General features: G+C 67.1%; 23 protein-coding genes. 13 read left to right on the plus strand and 10 right to left on the minus strand.

Annotation, left to right across the window (positions count from 1 at the left end; all coding sequences use genetic code 11):
• Positions 1 to 79: 79 nt before the first annotated feature.
• A complete protein-coding gene (locus tag ASE50_RS18450; RefSeq protein ID WP_156347291.1) occupies positions 80 to 226 on the plus strand; it encodes a hypothetical protein in 147 nt (48 codons plus the stop codon).
• Between the two features lie 58 nt (positions 227 to 284).
• Positions 285 to 941 (plus strand): peptide-methionine (S)-S-oxide reductase MsrA, encoded by a 657-nt coding sequence (msrA, locus tag ASE50_RS04090; RefSeq protein WP_056395940.1) that lies wholly within the window; start codon positions 285 to 287, stop codon positions 939 to 941.
• A gap of 196 nt (positions 942 to 1,137) precedes the next feature.
• Here msrA and ASE50_RS04095 read toward each other — a convergent pair whose 3' ends face one another.
• Positions 1,138 to 1,536 carry a DUF1489 family protein gene (locus ASE50_RS04095; protein WP_056395944.1) on the minus strand — a complete coding sequence of 133 codons (399 nt, stop codon included), beginning with the start codon at positions 1,534 to 1,536 and terminating at the stop codon, positions 1,138 to 1,140.
• Positions 1,537 to 1,567: 31 nt separating this feature from the next.
• Positions 1,568 to 2,959 (minus strand): magnesium transporter, encoded by a 1,392-nt coding sequence (mgtE, locus tag ASE50_RS04100; RefSeq protein ID WP_056395947.1) that lies wholly within the window; start codon positions 2,957 to 2,959, stop codon positions 1,568 to 1,570.
• Positions 2,960 to 3,083: 124 nt separating this feature from the next.
• Between mgtE and ASE50_RS04105 the strand changes: the two genes are divergently transcribed.
• Entirely contained in the window at positions 3,084 to 3,545 is a 462-nt protein-coding gene (locus ASE50_RS04105) for a peptidylprolyl isomerase (protein ID WP_055998934.1), read from the plus strand.
• A gap of 143 nt (positions 3,546 to 3,688) precedes the next feature.
• On the opposite strand, the gene ASE50_RS04110 is transcribed toward ASE50_RS04105, so the two are convergent.
• Positions 3,689 to 4,576, minus strand: coding sequence for a LysR substrate-binding domain-containing protein (locus ASE50_RS04110; RefSeq protein ID WP_056395950.1), 888 nt, complete (start codon positions 4,574 to 4,576; stop codon positions 3,689 to 3,691).
• A gap of 277 nt (positions 4,577 to 4,853) precedes the next feature.
• Here ASE50_RS04110 and ASE50_RS04115 point away from each other — a divergent pair, with 277 nt between their 5' ends.
• The 5 genes from ASE50_RS04115 to ASE50_RS04135 all read left to right on the plus strand — a co-directional run bounded on the left by ASE50_RS04115 (position 4,854) and on the right by ASE50_RS04135 (position 10,823).
• Entirely contained in the window at positions 4,854 to 7,142 is a 2,289-nt protein-coding gene (locus ASE50_RS04115) for a CDC48 family AAA ATPase (protein ID WP_056395952.1), read from the plus strand.
• 194 nt (positions 7,143 to 7,336) lie between these two features.
• Positions 7,337 to 7,945, plus strand: a complete 609-nt coding sequence (locus ASE50_RS04120; RefSeq protein ID WP_056395956.1) for a class I SAM-dependent methyltransferase — start codon at positions 7,337 to 7,339, stop codon at positions 7,943 to 7,945.
• Between the two features lie 39 nt (positions 7,946 to 7,984).
• Positions 7,985 to 9,064 (plus strand): type III polyketide synthase, encoded by a 1,080-nt coding sequence (locus ASE50_RS04125; protein WP_056395958.1) that lies wholly within the window; start codon positions 7,985 to 7,987, stop codon positions 9,062 to 9,064.
• On the plus strand, positions 9,061 to 9,747 hold the full coding sequence (locus ASE50_RS04130; RefSeq protein WP_056395962.1) for a methyltransferase domain-containing protein: 687 nt from the start codon (positions 9,061 to 9,063) through the stop codon (positions 9,745 to 9,747). The genes ASE50_RS04125 and ASE50_RS04130 overlap by 4 nt, the downstream gene beginning before the upstream one ends.
• Complete coding sequence (locus ASE50_RS04135) at positions 9,726 to 10,823, plus strand: NAD(P)/FAD-dependent oxidoreductase (protein WP_056395964.1); 1,098 nt, start codon at positions 9,726 to 9,728, stop codon at positions 10,821 to 10,823. The genes ASE50_RS04130 and ASE50_RS04135 overlap by 22 nt, the downstream gene beginning before the upstream one ends.
• Here ASE50_RS04135 and ASE50_RS04140 read toward each other — a convergent pair.
• A complete protein-coding gene (locus tag ASE50_RS04140) occupies positions 10,799 to 11,551 on the minus strand; it encodes a molybdopterin-dependent oxidoreductase (protein WP_056395967.1) in 753 nt (250 codons plus the stop codon). The two genes, ASE50_RS04135 and ASE50_RS04140, sit on opposite strands and share 25 nt — an antisense overlap.
• Positions 11,548 to 12,240: a cytochrome b/b6 domain-containing protein gene (locus ASE50_RS04145; RefSeq protein WP_056395969.1), complete on the minus strand. Its 693-nt coding sequence runs from the start codon at positions 12,238 to 12,240 to the stop codon at positions 11,548 to 11,550. Before ASE50_RS04145 ends, ASE50_RS04140 begins: the two co-directional genes overlap by 4 nt.
• 78 nt (positions 12,241 to 12,318) lie before the next feature.
• On the opposite strand from ASE50_RS04145, the gene ASE50_RS04150 reads away from it, so the two are divergent.
• On the plus strand, positions 12,319 to 12,924 hold the full coding sequence (locus ASE50_RS04150) for a flavin reductase family protein (RefSeq protein WP_056395973.1): 606 nt from the start codon (positions 12,319 to 12,321) through the stop codon (positions 12,922 to 12,924).
• A 3-nt stretch (positions 12,925 to 12,927) separates the two neighbouring features.
• Here ASE50_RS04150 and ASE50_RS04155 read toward each other — a convergent pair whose 3' ends face one another.
• The 5 genes from ASE50_RS04155 to ASE50_RS04175 all read right to left on the minus strand — a co-directional run bounded on the left by ASE50_RS04155 (position 12,928) and on the right by ASE50_RS04175 (position 16,909).
• Positions 12,928 to 13,686 carry a TSUP family transporter gene (locus tag ASE50_RS04155; RefSeq protein ID WP_056395977.1) on the minus strand — a complete coding sequence of 253 codons (759 nt, stop codon included), beginning with the start codon at positions 13,684 to 13,686 and terminating at the stop codon, positions 12,928 to 12,930.
• A gap of 69 nt (positions 13,687 to 13,755) precedes the next feature.
• On the minus strand, positions 13,756 to 14,949 hold the full coding sequence (gene rlmN, locus ASE50_RS04160; protein ID WP_235512148.1) for a 23S rRNA (adenine(2503)-C(2))-methyltransferase RlmN: 1,194 nt from the start codon (positions 14,947 to 14,949) through the stop codon (positions 13,756 to 13,758).
• Positions 14,946 to 15,563, minus strand: coding sequence for an NYN domain-containing protein (locus tag ASE50_RS04165; RefSeq protein WP_200909474.1), 618 nt, complete (start codon positions 15,561 to 15,563; stop codon positions 14,946 to 14,948). The genes rlmN and ASE50_RS04165 overlap by 4 nt, the downstream gene beginning before the upstream one ends.
• A gap of 234 nt (positions 15,564 to 15,797) precedes the next feature.
• Positions 15,798 to 16,247: a hypothetical protein gene (locus tag ASE50_RS04170; protein WP_056395983.1), complete on the minus strand. Its 450-nt coding sequence runs from the start codon at positions 16,245 to 16,247 to the stop codon at positions 15,798 to 15,800.
• Entirely contained in the window at positions 16,244 to 16,909 is a 666-nt protein-coding gene (locus tag ASE50_RS04175) for a histidine phosphatase family protein (RefSeq protein ID WP_056395985.1), read from the minus strand. The genes ASE50_RS04170 and ASE50_RS04175 overlap by 4 nt, the downstream gene beginning before the upstream one ends.
• 131 nt (positions 16,910 to 17,040) lie before the next feature.
• Here ASE50_RS04175 and ASE50_RS04180 point away from each other — a divergent pair, with 131 nt between their 5' ends.
• The 4 genes from ASE50_RS04180 (at position 17,041) to ASE50_RS04195 (ending at position 21,760) form a co-directional block, all read left to right on the plus strand.
• The gene (locus tag ASE50_RS04180; RefSeq protein WP_056396095.1) at positions 17,041 to 17,700 is read left to right on the plus strand and encodes an outer membrane protein; all 660 of its coding nucleotides are present in this window, start codon (positions 17,041 to 17,043) and stop codon (positions 17,698 to 17,700) included.
• 299 nt (positions 17,701 to 17,999) lie between these two features.
• Positions 18,000 to 19,112: a DNA polymerase III subunit beta gene (gene dnaN / locus ASE50_RS04185; protein WP_056395987.1), complete on the plus strand. Its 1,113-nt coding sequence runs from the start codon at positions 18,000 to 18,002 to the stop codon at positions 19,110 to 19,112.
• A gap of 204 nt (positions 19,113 to 19,316) precedes the next feature.
• Positions 19,317 to 21,200, plus strand: coding sequence for a signal peptide peptidase SppA (gene sppA / locus ASE50_RS04190; RefSeq protein WP_056395990.1), 1,884 nt, complete (start codon positions 19,317 to 19,319; stop codon positions 21,198 to 21,200).
• Positions 21,197 to 21,760 (plus strand): GNAT family N-acetyltransferase, encoded by a 564-nt coding sequence (locus ASE50_RS04195; protein ID WP_056395993.1) that lies wholly within the window; start codon positions 21,197 to 21,199, stop codon positions 21,758 to 21,760. Before sppA ends, ASE50_RS04195 begins: the two co-directional genes overlap by 4 nt.
• Positions 21,761 to 22,025: the final 265 nt, after the last annotated feature.

A 22,025-nucleotide genomic window follows, 5' to 3' on the forward strand; every position in this document is an offset into this window, starting at 1 on the left:
ACGGGTCGCCCGCCGCCATGGCGATCGACCCGCTGCCGCGCACCATCCGGGTGTGCGGCCGGGCAAGAGGATGAGACAGATGACCGCCAAGCGCACCGGATTCCTTCGCCATTTCGTCAGCGGCTTCGCCATGGGCGCCGTCGCGCTGTTCGCGGTGCAGATCGCCGATCCGAGCGATGCGAAGTCGGTCCGTTCCGCACCGGCGGTCGTCGAACGCATCGGTTGATCTGGCGGGGCGCACGGCCGCGCCCCATCTTTGGTCGGTTCGCGTCAAGGAACCGACCATGAAACCCCTGCTACCCCTGTCGATCGGTGCCATCGGCCTTGCTGCCGCACTGACGATCCAGCCCGCCACCGCCGAACGCGCGGTGCCGGTCCCCGCCATCGCCAGCGATGTTCCCGCCAGCCCCGGCGCTGCCACCGCTGTGCTGGCGGGTGGCTGTTTCTGGGGCATGGAGGCGGTGTTCGAACGGGTGAAGGGCGTGCGATCGGTCGTCAGCGGCTATGCCGGCGGCACCCGCGCTACCGCCACCTACGACCAGGTATCGACCGAACGCACCGGTCATGCAGAGGCGATTCGCATCACCTACGACCCGCGCGTCGTCAGCTATGGCACGTTGCTGCGCCTGTATTTCTCGGTCGCGCACGATCCGACGCAGGTCGACGGCCAATATCCCGATCGCGGCCCCAGCTATCGCTCGGCGATCTTTGCACAGACCCCCGAGCAGGCGGCGGTGGCGCGCCGCTATATCGCGCAACTGACCCGGGCGAAGGCGTTCCCCAAGCCGATCGCGACGAAGGTCGAGACGGGTGCCTTCTACCCCGCCGAAGCCGGTCATCAGGACTTCGCACGGCGAAACCCGTCGCATCCGTATATCGTGCGGTGGGACAAGCCGAAGGTCGCGGCGGCACGGGCGGCGTATCCGGGGCTGGTTGGGTAGAAGAAGATTCGGTTTCACGCGGAGGCGCGGAGACGCGGAGCAGTTGCGTTCGCTGCAACTGGATCGCGCAGCGATCAATCCTCTCGATCGCTGCCATGAAATGGAAGGTTCCGCTGACGCGGAACCGCGGGAAGCCGCAACCTCCTCCGCGCCTCCGCGCCTCCGCGCCTCCGCGCCTCCGCGCGAACCACTCTTCTTACAGCAACCCCAGCGCCATCAACTCCCCGACGAGACGCGGCGGCAACGCGTCCGCGCCCGTGCCCTCGCCACCCAGATCGGCGGGCGCGTCGGCCTCCTCCAGATAGCGCCACCCCTGATGCGCCCGCTTGGGTCGCGCCTCGACCAGCACCAGTTTCGGCCCCAGATGGATCGCAACGCGGCCACCCTCGGCCTCGCCGAAGCCGAGGATCGGCGAGCGCGCGACCAGCCGGTGCTTCAGGATCCAGAACAGCGACCCGCCCGCGATCTCGGCAGCGCGTTTCGGCAGATAGCGGGTGGTCAGCGCCCCGCCCTCGGCATGGCGCGCGGCCAGCCGTTCGGCGAGTTGTTCGACCGATTCGATGGCGAACGCGACTTTGGTGAGATGCAGCGGCACGCGACCCACATGGGAAGCGCAGTCGCGTGCCTCAAGCTGTCAGTCCGCTGACCGTCGCAAGGCCGAGAAACACCAGAAACCCCATCGAATCGGTGGTCATCGTCACGAAGATCGACGACGCGACCGCCGGATCGGCATTGAACCGGTCGAGCGTCAGCGGCACGAACACCCCGGCAAAGCCGGCGATGACGACGTTCAGCAGCATCGCCGTGCCGATCACCGCCCCCAGTTGCGGGTTGCCGAACCATAGCGTCACGCCGGTGCCGATCAGCGCGGCGACGGTCAGGCCGTTCATCAGTGCGATCACCATCTCGCGCCGGATCGCGCGCAGCGTGTTCGACTGGGTCAGCTGATTGGTGGCCAGCGCGCGGACGGTGACCGCCATGGTCTGCGTCCCCGCATTGCCGCCCAGACCCGCGACGATCGGCATCAGCGCCGCCAGCGTCACCATCCGGTCGATCGTCGCCCCGAATGCGCCGATGATCGTCGCGGGCAACAGCGCGGTGATCAGATTGGTAATCAGCCAGCGCACGCGCGCCTTGTACGAATCGCGGATCGGTTCGTTGATGTCGCCTTCGCCCGCGCCCGACAGCAGCAGCGCGTCCTCGCCCGCCTCGGCCTGGATGATGTGGACGACGTCGTCGACGGTAATCATGCCGACCAGCCGCCCGCTGCCATCGACCACCGCCGCGGAGATCAGCGCGTATTTCTGGAAACGGAGCGCGACTTCTTCCTGATCCATGTCGACCGGGATCAGTGTCTGTTCGCGCGCCATCACGTCGCCGATCGCGACGTCGCGCGGCGTCCGCAGGATCCACGACAACTGACAGGTGCCGATCGGCTTGTGCGCCGGATCGACCACGAAGATTTCCCAGAAATCGGTGGTCAGCACTTCGTCGGCGCGCAGATAGTCGAGCGCGTCGCCGACGCTCCAGTGCTCGGGCACCGCGACCAGTTCGCGCTGCATCAACCGGCCGGCGGATTCCTCGGGATAGGACAGCGCCTCCTCGATCGCGGCGCGATCGTCGGGGTCGAGCGCGCGCAGCACCGCACGCTGGTCGGCATCGTCGAGATCCTCGATGATCGCGACCGCGTCGTCGGTGTCGAGTTGCGCGGCGAGATCGGCGACCTGCGTCGCGGTCAGCGCGTCGATGACGGCGTCGCGGACCCAGTCGTTCATCTCGGCGAGCACGTCGCCGTTCAGCCGCTCGGCGATCGCCGCCGCCAGTGCCGCGCGCTGTTCGCCCGGCACCAGTTCGAACAGATCGGCGAGATCGGCAGGGTGGAGCGGCTCGACCAGCTCGCGCGCCGCCTCGTCGTCGCCGCGGTCGACCGCTTCGCAAACGGCGCGGACGAATTCGGGCTTCAGCCGGTCGTCCTCGTCCAGTTCGCTGGTCGTTTCGGGAAGGTCGAGTTCGGTCATGGGTGCAACCCTCCTGCCACGTGCGTCCGGCCGCTGTAGCCATGCTGCACCGCCGTGCAAACCCTGTGCGGTTGCCAGTGCCGTTCCGGCACCCTAGCTAGGCGCGACTTTCAAGGAGCTTTCAATGGCCGATACCCCCAGCACGCTCGTGATGACGCTCGACACGGGCGAAGTACGGATCAAGCTGCGCCCCGATCTGGCGCCCAACCACGTCGAACGCATCGTCAAGCTTGCCGATTCGGGCTTTTACGACGGCGTGGTGTTCCACCGCGTGATCGACGGCTTCATGGCGCAGGGCGGCGACGGCGGTCGCGGCGACGGCACCGGCGGGTCGAAGGAACCGAACCTCAAGCAGGAATTCAACGCCGAACCGCATGTGCGCGGCGTGTGTTCGATGGCGCGGACGCAGGACCCGAACTCGGCCAACAGCCAGTTTTTCATCTGCCTCGACGATGCGACCTTCCTCGACCGTCAGTACACGGTGTGGGGCGTGGTCGAGAGCGGCATGGACGCCGTCGACGCGCTGCCCAAGGGCGAACCGCCCCGCAACCCCGGCAAGATCGTGACCGCACGTAGCGAAGCGTAAGCGGTTTGCTCCCCCGTCCGTCATTCCGGCGCAGGCCGGAATCCACGGACGGGGGGGACGGCAGCGATCGTTCGATAGCGTCCGACACAATGGATTCCGGCCTTCGCCGGAATGACGGGGGGGCGGCGAAGGCGCTCCCGACCCTACTCCGCCGGCGCGCCCAGCGCCTGCACCAGCCAGTCGTGGAACAGCTTCACCGGTCGCTGCTGCAACATGCGCGGGCGGCACACGAACCAGTGGCTATAGGTCGAATCGACCGCGCGATCGAACAGCGGCACCAGCCGGTCGTCGCGCGCCGTTTCGAAATGCGATTCGAGCATGAAGGCGACGCCAAGCCCCTGCGCCGCCGCCTCCAGCATCAATGTGCCCGAATCGAACCGGTCGATCGCGGCAGGCTCGAGATCGGGCAGGCCGGCGGCGTGCATCCAGTCGGAAAAGGTGTCCGGCATGTCGCGGTGGATCAATGCGGTATGCTGCGCCAGTTGCGCCGGATCGGTGATCGGCGACCGGTCGATCAGCGCCCGTCCGGCGATGGCATAGACGCGGTTCCGGTCGAGCCGACGGGCATAGAGCGCCGGATCGATCGCATGGTCGAGCACGATCGCGACGTCGATCCCTTCGCCCAGCCGCCCTAACCCGTGATGCGCGGTATCGAAATCGAGATGCAGTTCGGGATGCTGGTCGTGCAGGTCGCCCATGCGCGGCATCAGCCGCTGGATCGCGAACAGCGGCAGCACGCCCAAGCGCAGGCGCAGCACCGTGACCGCACCCGACATCTGTTCGACCGCGTCGGACAGGGTGTCGAGCGCGCCCGACAACAGCGTCAGCAACCGTTCGCCATCGTCGTTCAGGCGCAATGCCTGATGCCGCCGTTCGAACAGTGGCTTGCCAATGAAGCGCTCCAGCGCCTGCACCCGGCGGCTGAGCGCGGGCGACGACAGCGCCAGTTCGTCGGCGGCAAGTTTGACCGAGCCGAGGCGCGCGACGTGCACGAATGCTTCGATGGCGGTCAATGGCGGAAGGCGACGCATCCGATACCCTAACTTCGTTGCGGTGCGATACAGGCTGCACCCCGATTGCGCGTATGGCAACTGCCGACCGGAAGCGTGTTGCAGAATTTGCAATATCGATTGCTCCGTTCGCACTTGCACAAAAATACGCTGCGCTGCAATTAGAGCAGGCCTTTCAGGCATCCTCTCCTAAAAACTTTCCGGCCGGTCCTTTGCGATCGGCCGTTTTTTTCGTCTTGTTGCCGGCGGCGCACCGCCCATATCCGCCGTTCAATTGCGTTGAGCATGGCAGGAATAGATGGCGGACAGCGAAACAGGCGGGCGGCGGTTGCAGGTGGCGAATGCCCGGCCCGAAGACAGCGGACGCGGCATCGCCCATTTGCCCCGCTCGGTCATGGCCCTGCTCGGCATCAACGAAGGCGACGTGGTCGAGATCGTCGGCAAGAAGACGACGCCCGCGCGCGCCATCGCCCCCTATCCCGAGGATGAAGGCCTCGACATCGTCCGCATCGACGGGTTGCAGCGCGCCAATGCCGGCGTCGGGTCGGGCGATCAGGTCGAGGTCCGCAAAGCCGAATCGCGTCCCGCCACCCGCGTCGTCTTCGCACCCGCACAGCAGAATCTGCGGCTGCAGGGATCGTCGAACGCGCTCAAGCGCACCTTTTTCGGGCGGCCGCTGTGTCAGGGCGATATCGTCGCCACCACCGGCCACCAGCGCGTCGACAATCTGTCGCCCAATGTCCGCCGCTATGTGAATGCGCCGGCCTTTTCGTTGCAGGAAATCCGCCTCCTCGTCGTCTCGGCGACGCCCAAGGGCGTGGTCCATATCGACGAATCGACCGAGATCGAACTGCGCTCGGAATATGAGACGCCGCGCGAGACGCGCCGGGCCGACGTCACCTATGACGATATCGGCGGCATGGGTCAGACGATCGACCAGTTGCGCGAGATGGTCGAATTGCCGCTGCGCTATCCCGAACTCTTCCAGCGGCTGGGCGTCGATCCGCCCAAGGGCGTGTTGCTGCATGGACCGCCCGGCACCGGCAAGACGCGGCTGGCACGCGCGGTCGCCAACGAATCCGATGCCGAATTCTTCCTCATCAACGGTCCCGAAATCATGGGATCGGCCTATGGCGAGTCGGAAAAGCGGCTGCGCGAAGTGTTCGAGGAGGCGACGAAGGCATCGCCGTCGATCGTGTTCATCGACGAGATCGATTCGATTGCGCCGAAACGTGGACAGGTGTCGGGCGAGGCCGAAAAGCGGCTGGTCGCGCAGTTGCTGACGCTGATGGACGGGCTCGAATCGCGCGCCAACATCGTCGTCATCGCCGCGACCAACCGGCCCGAGGCGATCGACGAAGCACTGCGCCGGCCGGGCCGGTTCGACCGCGAGATCGTGGTCGGGGTGCCCGACGAACGCGGGCGACGCGAGATCCTTGGCATCCACACCCGCGGCATGCCGCTCGACGAGCATGTCGATCTGGGCGAGCTGTCGCGCACCACCTATGGTTTTGTCGGTGCCGATCTGGCGGCGCTGACCCGCGAGGCGGCGATCGATTCGGTGCGGCGGATCATGCCGCGCATCGACCTGTCGGCGGGCACGATCCCGCAGGACGTGCTCGACAGCCTGTCGGTGACCCGCGACGATTTCGTCGAGGCGTTGAAGCGGGTGCAGCCAAGCGCGATGCGTGAGGTGATGGTGCAGGCCCCGACCGTCCGCTGGGACGATGTCGGCGGTCTTGACGATGCGCAGGTCAGGTTGAAGGAAGGCGTCGAGCTGCCGCTCAAGTCGCCGGAATCCTTCCGCCGGCTCGGCATCCGGCCGGCCAAGGGCTTTTTGCTCTATGGCCCGCCCGGCACCGGCAAGACGCTGTTGGCGAAAGCGGTCGCGCGCGAGGCGGAGGCGAATTTCATCGCCACCAAATCGAGCGACCTGTTGTCGAAATGGTATGGCGAGAGCGAGCAGCAGATCGCCCGCCTGTTCGCGCGTGCGCGACAGGTCGCGCCGACGGTGATCTTCATCGACGAACTCGATTCGCTGGTGCCCGCGCGTGGCGGTGGCCTTGGCGAACCGCAGGTGACCGAGCGGGTCGTGAACACGATCCTCGCGGAGATGGACGGGCTGGAGGAACTGCAATCCGTGGTGGTCATCGGCGCGACCAACCGGCCGAACATGGTCGATCCCGCATTGCTGCGTCCCGGCCGCTTCGACGAACTGATTTATGTCGGCGTGCCCGACCGGGCAGGGCGCGCGCGCATTCTCGGCATCCAGACGCAGAAGATGCCGCTGGCCGACGATGTCGATCTGGATGTGGTCGCCGGCCGGACCGACCGGTTCACCGGTGCCGATCTGGAGGATGTGGTCCGCCGTGCCGGCCTGTTCGCGCTGCGGGAATCGCTGGATACGCGCGCGGTGACGATGGCGCATTTCGAATCCGCACTTGGGGAGTCGCGCGCATCGGTGACGCCGGAGATGGAGGAGGAATATCGCGCCATGTCGTCGCGGCTGAAGCAGGATGCGCTGTCCATCCAGCCGCTGGGCTTCATCGCGCCGGGCATGGTCGAGGGGCGCGGTCCGAAAGGTTAGCCCGCGCCGCGCGTCGCTCCGGAGCCGGTTCGGGGGCACGCGACGACAGGTCCGGACCCGTCGTCGCGATCTTGCCGCGATGAGTCGCGCGACGTACCTGCGACGGACCGCGCAACCGATATGCTTGCAAGTTGGTTTCGCTTTTGCGACGACGCGATGACCATGGCCGCCCGGCCATCCGTTCGAGGATTTCCATGACGACGAGTTCCAACGCCGCGACCCGACGGAAGCCGCGCGGCGTACCATCGCCGGCCGGCATTTTCCTGCGTGGGTTCGTGAAGCATCCGGTCATGGTCGGGTCGGTCATCCCGTCGTCGAACCGCCTGATCCGCAAGATGCTCGGCCCGATCGACTGGGCCACGGCCAAGGTGGTGGTCGAATATGGCCCCGGCGTCGGCACCTTCTGTCGCCCGATCCTGCAACGCCTCGCCCCCGATGCGCAGTTGATCGTCATCGATACCAACCCCGATTTCATCGATTACCTCAACGCGACGATCCTCGATTCGCGGTTCTCGGCGGTGCATGGATCGGCGGCGGACGTCGAACGGATCGTCGCCGATCATGGGCAGCCCCATGCCGATTACGTGCTGTCCGGCCTGCCATTCTCGACGTTGCCCGCCGGAGTCGGTGACGACATCGCCGCGGCGACGCAGGCGGTGCTGCGGCCGGGTGGCGCGTTCCTCGTCTATCAGTTCAATCCGCGCGTCCGCGACTTTCTCGACCGCCAATTCGCGCGGATCGATCACGACATGGAATGGTGGAACATGCCGCCCGCCCAATTGTGGTGGGCGTGGAAGGACTGATGTCGTAGCCATTCGCGGCTCCGGTGCGTTGACGCCGCAATGACTTCGACCGCCGCGCCCGTCGCCTGGATCAACGCGATCGCCACCGCGACGCCCGATCACGACATCCATCACGCGTTTATCGACTGGGCACGCGAGCGACTGTCGCCGCGCGAGGCGCGGCTGTTCGACCGGATGGTCGAGCGGGCCGGCATCGCCCGTCGCTGGTCGGTGCTGCCGGTCGGCAGTGATGGCGGATCGCCAGTCGCGGCCGGTGGCTTCTATGCCGATGCGATGCCGGGCACCGCCGCCCGGATGCGCATCTATGCCGAAGCCGCCCCGGCGCTGGCGCTGTCGGCGATCGACCGCCTTTCCGCCCGCACCCCGCTCGGCCATGTCACCCATCTGGTCGTGGCGAGCTGCACCGGTTTCGTCGCGCCCGGCATCGATCAGATCGTCGCCGCTCGGCTCGGCCTGCCGTCCACCACCGAACGGCTGCTGATCGGGTTCATGGGCTGTTACGCCGCCGTCGCCGCATTGCGCAGCGCCCGCCATATCGTCCGGTCCGAACCCGATGCGCGGGTGCTGGTACTGACGGTCGAACTGTCGACGCTGCACCTGCAACCGGCCGTCACCCTCGAACCGTTGCTGGCGATGCTGCAATTCGGCGACGGTGCGGCGGCGGCGTTGGTCACCCGCAATCCGACCGGCCTCGCGATCGAGACGCCGTTCGCCGCCGCCCTGCCCGATTCGGCCGACCTGATCCGCTGGGACATCACCGATGCCGGTTTCGCGATGCATCTGTCGGGTGAGGTGCCCGGCCGCATCGCCACCGCGCTCACCGATCCGGGGTTTGCGGCGGCGGCGACCGGCGGGCGATCGCTCAGCGACGTCGACGGCTGGGCGGTCCATGCCGGCGGGCGGTCGATCCTCGACGCCGTCGAACGCAGCCTGTCGCTGTCGGCCGATGCGCTGAACGCATCGCGCGGGGTGCTGGCCGCGAACGGCAACATGTCGTCGGCGACGTTGATGTTCGTCCTTGCCGAACTGCTTGCCGGGCCGCCGGTCGCCAATGGCATCGCGCTCGCCTTCGGTCCCGGCCTCGCCGCCGAAGGCTTCGGCTTCCGGAGCGCGGCATGAGCTTCGCACGCGTCGATGCCGAAGAGGCGATGGACGATCCCGCGCTTGACCCCGCCGTCTATGCCGCGGTGCTGCGCGATCTGGCGCGGGTCAACCGGGTGACGATGGCGGCGCGACCGACGCTCGCCTTCCTATCGGTCATCGCCAAGCGCGGTGATCGGCTGAAACTGCTCGATGTCGGCTATGGCGATGGCGACATGCTGCGCCGCATTGCCCGCTGGGCGGCGGCACGGGGCGTCGAGGCGGAACTGGTCGGCATCGACCTGAACCCGCGCAGCGAAACCATCGCCCGTGCCGATACGCCTGCCGATCTGGCCATAACCTATCGCACCGGCGATTATGCCGGTCTGGCGGGGCAGGGCTGGGACGTGATCGTCTCCAGCCTCGTCGCGCATCACATGACCCATGACCAGCTCGTCGTGTTCTTGCGGTTCATGGAGGCACAGGCGACGCGCGGCTGGTTCGTCAACGACCTGCACCGCCATCGGTTCGCCCATCGCGGCTATCCGTTGCTGGCGACGCTGATGCGCTGGCACCCGATCGTGCGTGCCGACGGGACGCTGTCGATCGCGCGTTCCTATCGACCGGCCGAATGGTCGCCGATCCTTGCCGAAGCAGGGATTCCGGACGCGCGGGTGCGGCGGCATTTTCCGTTCCGGCTATGCGTCGAACGTCGGCGCTGATCGCGGGCGGCGGCCCGGCCGGCGCGGTCGCGGCGCTGCTGCTGGCGCGGCACGGCGCGGCACCGGTCCTGCTGGAACGATCGCGCGGCACGCCCGATGCGCTGTGCGGTGGGTTCCTGTCGTGGCGGACGCTGGCATCGCTGCGCGAGATCGGTGTCGAACCGGACGGCCATGTCGTGCGCCGGGTGGTGCTGTTCGCGGGCGGTCGCAGGTCCGAATCCCCCTTGCCCGCGCCCGCGATCGGCCTGTCACGGCGACGGCTCGACGCGCTGCTGCTCGAAGCGGCGCAGGCGGCGGGGGCGGGGGTCGAGCGCGGCGTGACGATCCGCTCGGCCGAGGCGCGTACCTTGCATACCGGCGACGGGGCGGACGTTGCCGGCGAGACGCTGTTCCTCGCCACCGGCAAACACGACCTGCGCGGGGCGATGCGCGATGCCGACCCCGGTCCCGATCCGGCGATGGGGGTACGCATCCGGCTGGGACCGCATCCGGCGCTGACCCGGGTGGTCGGCGATGCGATCGAACTGCACGCCTTTGCCGGCGGCTATGGCGGGCTGGTCGCGCAGGAGGATGGCAGCGCCAATCTGTGCATGGCGCTGCGCCGGTCGCGGCTGCGCGCGGCGGGCGATCTGCCGTCGCTGCTGCGGGTACTGGCGGACGAATGTCCGGCGCTGGGCGACCGGCTGGCCTATCTCGGCGAAACTCCGGCGATCGATGCGGTCGCCAACGTCCCCTATGGCTGGCGCGCGCGCGCGACCGAAACGGGCGTCTATCGGCTGGGCGATCAGGCGGGGGTGATCCCCTCGCTCGCCGGCGAAGGCATGGGTATCGCCATCGCCAGCGCGATCCGCGCGGTGGCGGCGTGGCAGCGTCAGGGCGCGGCGGGGGCGATCGGCTATCAGCGTGACCTGGCCCGTGCGCTCCGCCGTCCGATCATTCTGGCGGGGTTGCTCAGGACGCTCGCCGAAGATCGCCGGGGCAGCGCGCTGTTACTGGCCGGCGGGCGGGTGCGATGGCTGGTTGGCCGGGCGGCGGCATGGACCCGGGTCGATCAGATGCCGGCATACCAGTCGTAACCGGCGACATCCTCCCAGAACCCGCCCTTGCCGCCGGCAAGTCCGGTTAGCGAGGCGACCGCCTCGATCCGCTCGACATATTTGGCGTGTTTATAGCCCAGTTGCCGCTCGACCCGCAGCCGTAGCGGCGCACCGTTCGGCACACCCAGCAACCGGTCGTTGAGCGCCCATGCCAATATGGTCTGCGGGTGGAAGGCATCGATCAGGTCGATCGATTCATAATAAGGCCGCCCGCCGATCGCATCGGCGCAGTGGAACACCAGATAGCGGGCGTCGGGCCGCAATCCCGCGAGGTCGAGAATGCGCGACAGCCGCGGCCCCGTCCATTTGCCGATCGCGCTCCACCCCTCGACACAATCATGCCGCGTGATCTGCTGGCGCGACGGCATCGACCGGATCTGGTCGAGGCGGAGCGACAGCGGCCGCGCGACCAGCCCGTCGACCGTCACCCGCCAATCGGCGAAGCGGTTCGCGGCATGGGCGTTATAGTCGGGCGTGTTGGGATTGTTGGTGCCGTTGGCGCGAAAGATCGGCGAACGCTGATCCGGCCGATATTCGACCGCCAGCGCGTCACGCGCGGTGATCGCACGTTGCAGCCCGCGATGCGCGACCTCCGCTCCGCCAAGCAGCGTCTGGGCGGCGGGTAGCTGCGCCACTCGGTCGCACGCCGCGACCAGCCCGCCGGCACCGACCACCAGCGCCGATCGCCGCGACAAGATCCGGCTCATTCGGGCACCCGCCAGCGACCGGTGACCATCGACCGCACCTCGTTCACCGCTCCGGCCAATATCACCAGCACCAGATGGACGACGACGAACAGGGTGATGCCACTTGCCGCAAGGAAATGGACCGACCGCGCCGACTGCCGCCCACCGAGCAGGTCCAGCACCCACGGAAACGCCGCGTTCAGCCCCGGCGACATTGCGATGCCGGTCAGGATCGCGAGCGGCAACAGGCCGAAGATCACCAGCACATAGCTGAGTTTCTGGAGCACGTTATAGTCGCCCGGCGCTTCCGGATCATGGAAGCGGAACGCCAGATGCGCGCGGATATCGGCAGCCACATGCCGCCGCGACAATTCGCCCCGCCGTATCGCCAAGTCGCGCTGGAAATGGCGGTTGATCAGGCTGACGATCATATAGGCCAGCAACCCGAAGCCCAGCACCAGCGCAAAGGTCAGATGCCAGTTACGCGCCAGCGCCAGATTATAGGTCTGCGGAATCGTGACCCACCCCGGAAACCGGTCGAAGGTCAGCCAGGCGGCATCGAAGTTCGCGCCATAGCGTCCCCAATAAAGCCGGGGATGCGCGTTCAGGATCATCAGCCCGCTGCCGATCAGGATGATGACCGCCACCGCATTGACCCAATGCCACAGCCGTGTGGCCAGCCGGTGGCGATAGATGTTCTGCGCCGTCATGACCCGACCCTAGGCCCGATCGCGGCCGATGCGAAGCACGCTTGCGTCGATGGTGCGCATCGTGCGTTGGGGACGGGCATGACCGATTTCCATTCCTATGCGCCGGCCGACGGCCATCGCCTGCTCCACGATCCGTTCAACGCGATCGTCGCGCCGCGGCCGATCGGCTGGATCGCCAGCGTGTCGGAGCAGGGAAAACGCAATCTCGCCCCCTACAGTTTCTTCAACGCCTTCAACTATCACCCGCCGATCATCGGTTTCGCATCGACCGGGGCCAAGGACACGCTCGCCAATGTCCGCGCGACCGGCGAGTTCGTCTGGAACCTCGCGACGCGGGCGCAGGCGGAGGCGATGAACGCGACGTCGGCAATGACCGACGCCGACGAATTCACGCTTGCCGGCCTCGACACCGTGCCGTCGCTGGCCGTCGCCCCGCCGCGGGTCGCCGGGTCGCCGGTCCAGTTCGAATGCCGATCGACCCAGATCGTTCGCCTGACCGATCATGCGGGCGGCGAGATCGATACATGGCTGGTGCTCGGCGAAGTGGTGCAGGTCCATATCGACCCGGCGCTGCTGGAGGACGGCATCTACCGCACCGCCGCCGCGCACCCGATCCTGCGCGGCGGCGGGGCGGGGGACTATTTCGAACCCGGCGAACGCTTCGACATGCGCCGGCCGCGCTGACGTTCAGCCATAGGCGCGGACGAAGAACACCACCGTCACGCTGAACGTCACCAGCAGCGTCCACGCCCGGATCTGCCCCGGCGTCAGCTGTGCGCCCAGCTTCGCGCCCAGCCATCCGCCGAGGATTCCGCCAAGGATCATCGGGATACAGGCCGCCCACACGACCATCCCGCAGGCGACGAACACGATCGCCGCCGCGCTGTTGGCGGTGGCCAGCATCAGCGTGCGCGGCGCGGCCATCGACTGGACGCTCTGCCCGGCCAGCAGGCCATAGGTCGCGGTGACCATCATGCCGACGCCGCCGCCGAAATAGCCGCCATAGATCCCCAGCAGCACTTGCGCGACGACCAGCGTCGCCGGCCCGATCGTGACCCGGTCATGCAGCCAGTCCGCCGCCCGCCGCCCGACCGCAATGGCGAGGAACGCGACCAGCAACAGCCATGGCACGATCACGTCGAACAGGCTGCTGGGCGTCCACACCAGCAACAGGCTGCCGAGCAGCCCGGAGACGAAGGTAATGCTGGCAAGCAACCGGATCGGCAGCCCGCCGAGCGGCCCTAGACCCCGGCGATAGGCCCATGCGCTGGCGATCGCGCCGGGTTGCAGCGCGACGTTGGAGGTCGCGTTGGCGATCGATCCGGGCAGGCCCAGCCCGATCAGCGCCGGCATCGTCGCAAAGGTACCGCCCCCGGCCAGCGCATTCATCGCGCCGCCGAGCACACCGGCACCGGCGGCAAGGGCAAGGGAGGTCACGTCCAGCATCGTCGCGCTAGATACGATCGGGCCGGCGTTGTCGAGCGGGGCGATCAGGGCGACCGCCGCCCCGCCCGATCAATCCGCTCCGAGCGCGTCCGCTTCCTCGCGGTCGCGCTCGGCACGGCTCTTCTTCTCCGCCGCCGTCTTCAACTGGCCGCAGGCCGCGCCGATATCCTGCCCGCGCGTCCGGCGTACGGGCGCGGAGATGCCGCCTTCGAACACGATGTCGCTGAATGCCCGGATGCGTTCCGGCGTCGAACATTCGTAGACGGTGCCCGGCCATGGGTTGAACGGGATCAGGTTGACCTTGGCCGGCAGCTGGTACTTGCGCAGCAACCGCACCAGTTCGCGCGCATCGGCGTCGCTGTCGTTCTTGTCCTTCAGCATCACATATTCGAACGTGATGCGCCGGGCATTGTTGGCACCGGGATAATCGGCGCACGCCTGCAACAATTCCTCGATGCCGTATTTGCGGTTGAGCGGCACGATCTCGTCGCGGACTTCCTTGGTTACCGCGTGCAGCGATACGGCGAGGTTCACGCCGATCTCGGCACCCGCGCGTGCCATCATCGGGACGACGCCCGACGTGCTGAGCGTGATCCGCCGTTTGCTGAGCGCGAGGCCGTCGCCGTCCATCACGACGCTCAGCGCATCGCGCACCGCATCGAAATTATACAGCGGTTCACCCATGCCCATCATCACGATGTTGGTGAGCATCCGCCCCTCGGGCTGGCTCGGCCATTCGCCCAACGCATCGCGCGCCAGCATCACCTGTCCCACGATCTCGCCCGGGGTCAGGTTGCGCACCAGCCGCATCGTGCCGGTGTGGCAGAAGGTGCAATTGAGCGTACAGCCGACCTGGCTCGACACGCACAGCGTTCCCCGATCGGCATCGGGGATGAACACCATCTCGTAATCCTGCCCGTCGGGCGAGGTCAGCAGCCATTTGCGCGTGCCGTCGTTCGACACCTGCGCCTCCTTTACATCGGGGCGACCGATGACGAAGTGACGTTCGAGCGTCGGGTGCTGCGCCTTGGCGATATCGGTCATCGCCGAAAATTCGGTCGCGCCGCGATTATAGATCCAGTGCCAGATCTGCTTGGCACGCAGCTTCGCCTGTTTGGCGTCGAACCCGGCAGCTTCGAGCGCGGCGCGGATTTCCGGTTTCGACAGGCCGACCAGATCGGTCCGCCCATCGGGACGCGGGGCCAGCGGCCGCGGAACGGGCACGGGGTCGACATGGCCGGGAATCGGCATGGGGGGCATCATGGGCGATCTTCCGCTATCGGCGAGCCGATCTGCATCCGGCAATTGCGGACGCCATCGACATGTTGAAGTAGGTCCGGCGCGACATGCGCCGACATCGGGTCGAGAACGACATCGATTCCTTCGCGCCGTGCCAATTTGGCCGGTGGCACGAAATCGGCATCTGCGGTGACCATGACAATCTGGTCGACCTGCCGCTTATAGGCCATCGAGGCGACGTCCAGTCCGAGCCGCATATCGACGCCCTTCTGGATCACATCGAGTTCGAAGTCGTCATCGGTGGGTTCGAACCCGTCGCGTCGCCAGCGATCCACCGCACCGGGCTTTAATCGCCATGGTGACAGCTTGTCGTTCAGCCGGCCGAGCCGCACCGCGACCTTGCGGGTCCGATGCAAATGGTCGTGAACCGCCATGCGCAACTGCGCTTCCGGCGTCCGGCCGAAATTGATCGATCGTTTGCCGACGGGCGTATGCAGGCGCTTCGTCCAGGGAGGGCAGTCGTAGAAGAAGATCCGATATAATTCCGGCGTTTCTTCCGGGCGATAGCGTTCGCCGTCGACATTGCCGTTCCACGTCGGCGTCGCGTGTAACCGCGTCGAGACATGGAAGGCGGCCATACATTGTACGCCGAGCGCGACGTCCGCAGCACTGGCTGAATCGAGGTTTGGGAAAGCATTGCTGAACCGGCGCAGGAAAAAAGCGCCGTCGATAACGACCGCAGTCGGCATGATATGGCCCAAATACAGGTTGCCCCCGGGGGCGGCCTTGAGCTGATATCTGCTCTTGCGAGCGCCTCAAGACGGCTACCGGGGGCCTGATGGGTCAATACATAAACGTATAGCCGATAAAAATCAACCCCGCAGGCACCCCAGCGCCGCCGCATCGATCGCGGTCGCGGCACCCGCCAGCGCATAGACGTCGACGAACGCAGCGCCGTTTTCGGCGACGCTTTCGATACTCATCGACCGCCCGCCGCGCATCGCCGCCACGATCGCGCGGTCGGTGGCGGTGTCGGGGCTCCATGCGTCAACCCGCCCGGCCTTCAGTTCGAACCGCCGCTCGCCGATCGCCAGCACCACGCGCGCGCGGTCGCTGCGCGCGCGGCTCAACCGGATATGGACCTGACCGCGCGCACCCGCACCGGGCCAGTTGCCGATGCTGGCGAAGGATGCGCCGCTGCGCCCGCGCACCGGTCGGCTGATCGCATAGCAGCGTGTCGGCGCGTCGTCGCGAAACGCACCCCAACGCTGATGAATACCGATCGCCTGCGGTGCCGCCACCGCCAGCAGCAGCGCGATCAAGCCGGTGCCGCCATCGACGGCCCGCCGCTGCCCCGATGCGCGATCGTCTCGCGTCCGCCCTCGATCAGCGCGATCGATCCTTGCGGCAGATCGTCGGCGACCGGCGCGGCGAACCGCGGATCGACCGGTATGCCGGTCAGGACGCCGCGCAGCACCCGGCTCGACATGCCGTGCATGATGACCAGCCGGTCGCCGGGATCGTCGTCGGTATCGCCCGCCCACGCGCCCACCCGCGCCGCGATCGCATCATACCATTCGCCGCCGGGCGCGGGGCGGCGATACAGCCGCGCCTCGGCATCGAGGAAGTCGGCGTCCGGCCCGGTCAGTTCGCGATAATAGCGCCCCGACCAGTCGCCCATGCCGATTTCGACCAGCCGGTCGTCGCGCCGTGCCGCATGCCAGTCGAGTTCGAGATGCTCGGCGATGATCGCCAGCGTCTGGAGTGCCCGCCCCGCGCTCGACGCCCATAGCGTCAGCTTCGGCTTGACCCCCAGCAGGTCGCGCAGCGCCGCGCCCATCGCATCGGCCTGGGCGAACCCCGCGCGGGTCAGCGGGGTGTGCGGGTGATCGCCCTGCATCCGCTGCGCGATATTGTACACGGTCTCGCCGTGGCGGGCGATGAAATCGCGTCCCTTGCGGGCGGCGTGGGGGTGGATCGTCATGGTCCTGCTTTCAAGCCCGTGTTGCGCGAATGCAACGGTTTTCGCTGTTTAGGTGAGGTTCATGCAACGCCCGGCGAATGCGTCCATTGAACCCCGGCGTCCATATGGACGGTGTTTATGGAGTTTTGACGATGCGTACCCTCATCCTTGGTCTTGCCGCTGCCGGCACCGCCCTTTCCGCTACACCCGCCATGGCGCAGGACGTGAACCCGGCCTTCACCGGTTTCCGCGTCGGCGCGCTCGCCGGCTATGACGGCATCCGTCCGGGCAGTACCCAGGATACCGACCTCGACGGCGATAACCAGACGGTCAACGGCCTGCTCTATGGCGTCGATGCCGGATATGATTTCGCGCTGAGCAACTTCCTCGTCGGTGTCGAAGGCGAATATACCGGATCGACCGGCAAGGTCGAAACCGCGCGCACCGACCCGAACTTCTTCGGCTTCGGCACCGTGTCGACCGGCCGCGACCTCTATGTCGGTGCCCGCGCCGGTCTGGTCGTCGCGCCGACCACGCTCGCCTATGTGAAGGGCGGCTATACCAACGCCCGCCTGAACGTGCTGGCCAGCGACGGCACCGTCGACAGCCGCGAGAATTTCGAACTGAACGGCTACCGCGTGGGTGCCGGCGTCGAGCAGGCGATCGGGTCGCGCGCCTATGCCAAGCTCGAATATCGTTATTCGAACTACAACAACGCCGATTTTCAGCGCGTGGATGGCAGCACCACGTCGCAGTTCGACATCGATACCGACCGGCATCAGGTCGTGGCCGGCGTCGGCATCCGGTTCTGATCGTCGACGGGAACGCGCCGATGCGCGTTCCCGCAGGCGGTGCCGGCTCGCTCCCCCGCCCCGCGACCCACGACAGTATCCTGAATGGGTGGCGGGGCGGGGGAGCGGGCCGGCACCGCAAGTCGCTCGAGAGAGCGACCAGACCGTGTGCGTTTACATCCCGGTAACCAAGTTGCGCGAGGAGGGTCGGAGCAGTTTGCGCCGGCCCTTCTTTGCGCTAGACACGCTGCTCGGTTTTCTAAGGGGTCGGCACCGAATCCGCCGGCCCGAGTGCGAGCGCATCCGCGCGGGGGAACATCATGAAGGCGACGATCGAACGCGCGACCCTGTTAAAGGGCCTCAGCCACGTCCAGTCGGTGGTCGAGCGGCGCAATACCATCCCCATCCTGTCGAACGTGTTGATCGAGGCCGGCGAATCGACGCTGCGCCTGATGGCGACCGACCTCGATCTCCAGATCGACGAGACGATTTCGGCGGCGATCGATCAGCAGGGCGCGATCACCGTATCGGCGCACACGCTGTTCGACATCGCGCGCAAGCTGCCGGATGGCGCGCAGGTGCAATTGTCGGCAGCCGAAGGGCGGCTGACCGTGGTGGCCGGGCGCGCGCGCTTCAGCCTCGCGACGCTGCCGCGCGACGATTTCCCGGTGATCGCCGAAGGTGAGCTGCCGACCCAGTTCGAACTACCCGCGACGACGCTGAAGGCGATCATCGACAAGACCCGGTTCGCGATCTCGACCGAGGAAACGCGCTATTACCTCAACGGCATCTTCCTGCACGTCGCCGAAAACGACGGCAAGCCGGTGCTGAAGGCTGCGGCGACCGACGGCCACCGCCTCGCCCGCATGACCGTGGACCGGCCGGAAGGCGCGGAAAAGATGCCCGACGTCATTGTGCCGCGCAAATGCGTCGCCGAACTGCGCAAGCTGTTGGACGAAGTCGACGGCTCGGTCGGCGTGTCGCTGTCGGGCAGCAAGATCCGCTTCGATCTGGGGCAGGCGATCCTGACCAGCAAGCTGATCGACGGCACCTTCCCCGATTATTCGCGCGTCATCCCGACTGCGAACGACAAGCTGCTGAAACTCGACCCGAAAAGCTTCATGGCCGGCGTCGACCGCGTGTCGACCATCGCCACTGAAAAGACCCGCGCGGTGAAGATGGCGCTCGACCGCGACAAGATCACCCTGTCGGTGACCAGCCCCGAAAACGGTGCGGCGGCGGAGGAAGTGCCTGGGGAATATACCGCGCTCCCCTTCGAAATCGGCTTCAACAGCCGCTATCTGCTCGACATTCTTGGGCAGATCGACAGCGACCTGTGCGAAGTCCATCTGTCGGACGCAGCCGCCCCGACGCTGATCCGTGAAAATGACGCGTCGCCCGCGCTCTATGTGCTGATGCCGATGCGCGTCTGACGCAGCGTCTTTCTGCTGCCAAACACGTCATCCCAGCGAAGGCTGGGATCTCCCCGTGATGGCGCGGTCTGCTTGCCGCGGGAGATCCCAGCCTGCGCTGGGATGACGTTTATGGGGAAGACCGTTCGGGCATCCGTGCGGACTCCACTTTACTCGCCCGACCATCCGACTATTTATCGCTAGACGATAAATGAAGGAATTGCCGTGAAACTGGTCCGGGGTGCGTGGAAGCTGCTGGTCGGGATCAAGGACGCACTGGTCCTGTTCCTGCTGCTGCTGTTCTTCGGCAGTCTGTTCGCTGCCCTGTCCACCCGGCCCAATACCCGGGTGACCGATGGCGCGCTGCTGCTCGACCTGTCGGGATCGATCGTCGAGCAACCCGCCGAGACCGATCCGGTGGCGGTGCTGAGCGGTCAGCCGGTCGCCCAGCAATTGCGGTTGCGCGACGTGGTCCGCGCGCTCGATGCGGCAAAGGGCGATGCGCGGGTCAAGGTCGTCGTGCTCGACCTCGACAAGTTCGCCGGCGGCTATCCGTCGGCACTGGCCGAGGTCGGCGATGCCGTCGCCCATGTCCGAGCGTCGGGCAAGCCGGTGCTGGCCTATGCCACGCTCTATACCGATGGCGGCTATCGCATCGCGTCGAACGCCAGCGAGATCTGGCAGAATCCGTTCGGCGGCACGCTGTTCCGCGGCCCCGGCGGATCGCAGCCCTATTACAAGGGGTTGATCGACAAGCTGGGCGTCAATGCCCATGTCTACCGCGTCGGCCAGTTCAAGTCGGCGGTGGAACCCTTTACCCGCGCCGACCAGTCCGAACCGGCCCGCGCCGCCAATCAGGCGCTGTACGGCGCGATCTTCGACCAATGGCGCGCGGCGGTGCAGAAAGCGCGGCCCAAGGCGCAGCTAGACGCCTTCCTGACCCGCCCGGCGGAAACGGTGCAGGCGGCGGGCGGCGATATCGCGCAGGCCAATCTGCGCGGCGGGCTGATCGACCAGCTCGGCGACCGCATCGCCTTCGGCAAGCGCGTCGCGGCGCTGGCCGGTGAGGATGCCGGCAAGGCGGCGGGCAGTTTCCGCACGATCAAATATGCCAACTGGTTGGCGGCGAACCCGGTCCCGACCGGCGGCGACGCGATCGGGATCATCACCGTCGCCGGCACGATCGTCGATGGCGAGGCGAAGGCCGGTACGGCAGGCGGCGACACCATCGCCAAGCTGCTGCTCGACGGGCTCGCCACCAAGAACCTGAAGGCGTTGGTCGTCCGCGTCGATTCGCCGGGCGGGTCGGTGCTCGCCTCCGAACGCATCCGCCAGGCGATCCTGCAGGCCAAGCAGGTCGCGAAGATCCCGGTCGTGGTATCGATGGGCGGCCTCGCCGCATCGGGCGGCTATTGGGTGTCGACGCCGGGCGACGTGATCTTCGCCGAACCCAACACCATCACCGGGTCGATCGGCGTGTTCGGGGTCATCCCGACCTTCGAAAACACGCTGGCGAAGATCGGCGTCACGTCCGACGGCGTCGCCACCACGCCGCTTAGCGGCCAGCCCGACGTGATGCGCGGCACCAGCCCGGCGTTCGACGCGATCATGCAGGGCAATGTCGAGGATATCTATCGTCGCTTCACCGGCCTCGTTGCCGCGTCGCGCAAGCTGACGCCGCAGCGCGTCGACCAGATCGGGCAGGGCCGGGTGTGGGACGGCGGCACCGCGCGCCAACTGGGGCTGGTCGACCGCTTCGGCAATCTGAACGATGCCGTCGCCGAGGCTGCCCGCCGTGCGAAACTCGACCCGGCCAGCGCCCGTGCGATCTATCTCGACCGCGAACCCAGCGCCTATGAAAAGCTGCTGAAGAGCTTCGCCGACCGGGAGAAGGGCGAGACGACCGAGGCAGCCACCGACCTGCTCGGGGCCGCCGCGATCGAACAGCGGGCGTTGATGGCGCAGGCGCTGGGCGATGCCCGCCGGATGCTGACCGCGCGAACCGGCGTGCAGGCGCGCTGCCTCGAATGCGCCGGGCTGGGACCGGTGACGGTGTCGGCCGACGATGCGTCGCTGCTCGACCTGATCGTGGCGCGGCTGTTCCGATGATCGCGATCCGCGCCGCCCGGCCCGAGGACGCCGCCGCGATCGCCGCGATCTATGCGCCCTATGTGCTGGGCGGCACGGTGTCGTTCGAAACCGACGCCCCTGACACCCGCGCGATCCGCCACCGCATGGCCGCCAGCGACGGTTTCTATCCGTGGCTGGTCGCGACCACCGGGGAGGCGGGGGGCGATGCCGTGCTCGGCTATGCCTATGCGACGAAGTTCCGCGAACGGCCGGCCTATCGCTACGTCGTCGAAACCTCGATCTACATGGCCGGCAGCGCGCAACAGCGCGGCACCGGACGGCTATTGTACGAAGCGTTGATCGACACCCTGCGCGCGCAGGGGTTCACGCAGGCGATCGGCGTGCTGTCGCTGCCCAACGACGCCTCGATCACGCTGCACGAGGCGGTCGGCTTCCGCCGTGCCGGGGTGTACCGCGGGGTCGGGTTCAAACAGGGGCGCTGGATCGATGTCGGCTTCTGGCAATGCCGGCTGAACGAAGGGACCGTCCCGCCGAAGGAACCGCGGGCGTTCAGTGCGGTCGGGGTGGTGCGGGGGTAAACCGCGCCTACCTTCTTGCTCGCATCCGTTTGCCCCCCCAACCGTTCGGTTCGAGCAGCTTCGAGCGAAGTCGAGAAGCGCCCGTCGAGAACGGGCCGCTTGAGGCACCCCCTTCTCGACTACGGTTCTCGACAGGCTCGAACCTCCGCTCGAAGCGAACGGGGGAGGGGAGCGCCCGGCAGACGCAGACCGACAACGCCCGTGCCAAAACCGTTCGTGCTGAGTAGGGGCCGAGCCTGTCCAAGACCCGTATCGAAGCACGGCC

This window comes from Sphingomonas sp. Leaf5 (genome assembly GCF_001421155.1).
In the GTDB taxonomy this organism is placed as follows: Bacteria; Pseudomonadota; Alphaproteobacteria; order Sphingomonadales; family Sphingomonadaceae; genus Sphingomonas.

Coding starts and splice junctions, on each gene's coding strand:
- rlmN (WP_235512148.1), bottom strand. CDS start 14,949: ATGATGCCCCCCATGCCGATTCCCGGCCATGTCGACCCCGTGCCCGTT.
- msrA (WP_056395940.1), top strand. CDS start 285: ATGAAACCCCTGCTACCCCTGTCGATCGGTGCCATCGGCCTTGCTGCC.
- ASE50_RS04105 (WP_055998934.1), top strand. CDS start 3,084: ATGGCCGATACCCCCAGCACGCTCGTGATGACGCTCGACACGGGCGAA.
- ASE50_RS04110 (WP_056395950.1), bottom strand. CDS start 4,576: ATGCGTCGCCTTCCGCCATTGACCGCCATCGAAGCATTCGTGCACGTC.
- ASE50_RS04140 (WP_056395967.1), bottom strand. CDS start 11,551: ATGAGCCGGATCTTGTCGCGGCGATCGGCGCTGGTGGTCGGTGCCGGC.
- ASE50_RS04125 (WP_056395958.1), top strand. CDS start 7,985: ATGACTTCGACCGCCGCGCCCGTCGCCTGGATCAACGCGATCGCCACC.
- mgtE (WP_056395947.1), bottom strand. CDS start 2,959: ATGACCGAACTCGACCTTCCCGAAACGACCAGCGAACTGGACGAGGAC.
- dnaN (WP_056395987.1), top strand. CDS start 18,000: ATGAAGGCGACGATCGAACGCGCGACCCTGTTAAAGGGCCTCAGCCAC.
- ASE50_RS04135 (WP_056395964.1), top strand. CDS start 9,726: ATGCGTCGAACGTCGGCGCTGATCGCGGGCGGCGGCCCGGCCGGCGCG.
- ASE50_RS04155 (WP_056395977.1), bottom strand. CDS start 13,686: ATGCTGGACGTGACCTCCCTTGCCCTTGCCGCCGGTGCCGGTGTGCTC.
- ASE50_RS04150 (WP_056395973.1), top strand. CDS start 12,319: ATGACCGATTTCCATTCCTATGCGCCGGCCGACGGCCATCGCCTGCTC.
- ASE50_RS04180 (WP_056396095.1), top strand. CDS start 17,041: ATGCGTACCCTCATCCTTGGTCTTGCCGCTGCCGGCACCGCCCTTTCC.
- ASE50_RS04120 (WP_056395956.1), top strand. CDS start 7,337: ATGACGACGAGTTCCAACGCCGCGACCCGACGGAAGCCGCGCGGCGTA.
- ASE50_RS18450 (WP_156347291.1), top strand. CDS start 80: ATGACCGCCAAGCGCACCGGATTCCTTCGCCATTTCGTCAGCGGCTTC.
- ASE50_RS04175 (WP_056395985.1), bottom strand. CDS start 16,909: ATGACGATCCACCCCCACGCCGCCCGCAAGGGACGCGATTTCATCGCC.
- ASE50_RS04115 (WP_056395952.1), top strand. CDS start 4,854: ATGGCGGACAGCGAAACAGGCGGGCGGCGGTTGCAGGTGGCGAATGCC.
- ASE50_RS04195 (WP_056395993.1), top strand. CDS start 21,197: ATGATCGCGATCCGCGCCGCCCGGCCCGAGGACGCCGCCGCGATCGCC.
- ASE50_RS04165 (WP_200909474.1), bottom strand. CDS start 15,563: ATGGCCGCCTTCCATGTCTCGACGCGGTTACACGCGACGCCGACGTGG.
- ASE50_RS04130 (WP_056395962.1), top strand. CDS start 9,061: ATGAGCTTCGCACGCGTCGATGCCGAAGAGGCGATGGACGATCCCGCG.
- ASE50_RS04145 (WP_056395969.1), bottom strand. CDS start 12,240: ATGACGGCGCAGAACATCTATCGCCACCGGCTGGCCACACGGCTGTGG.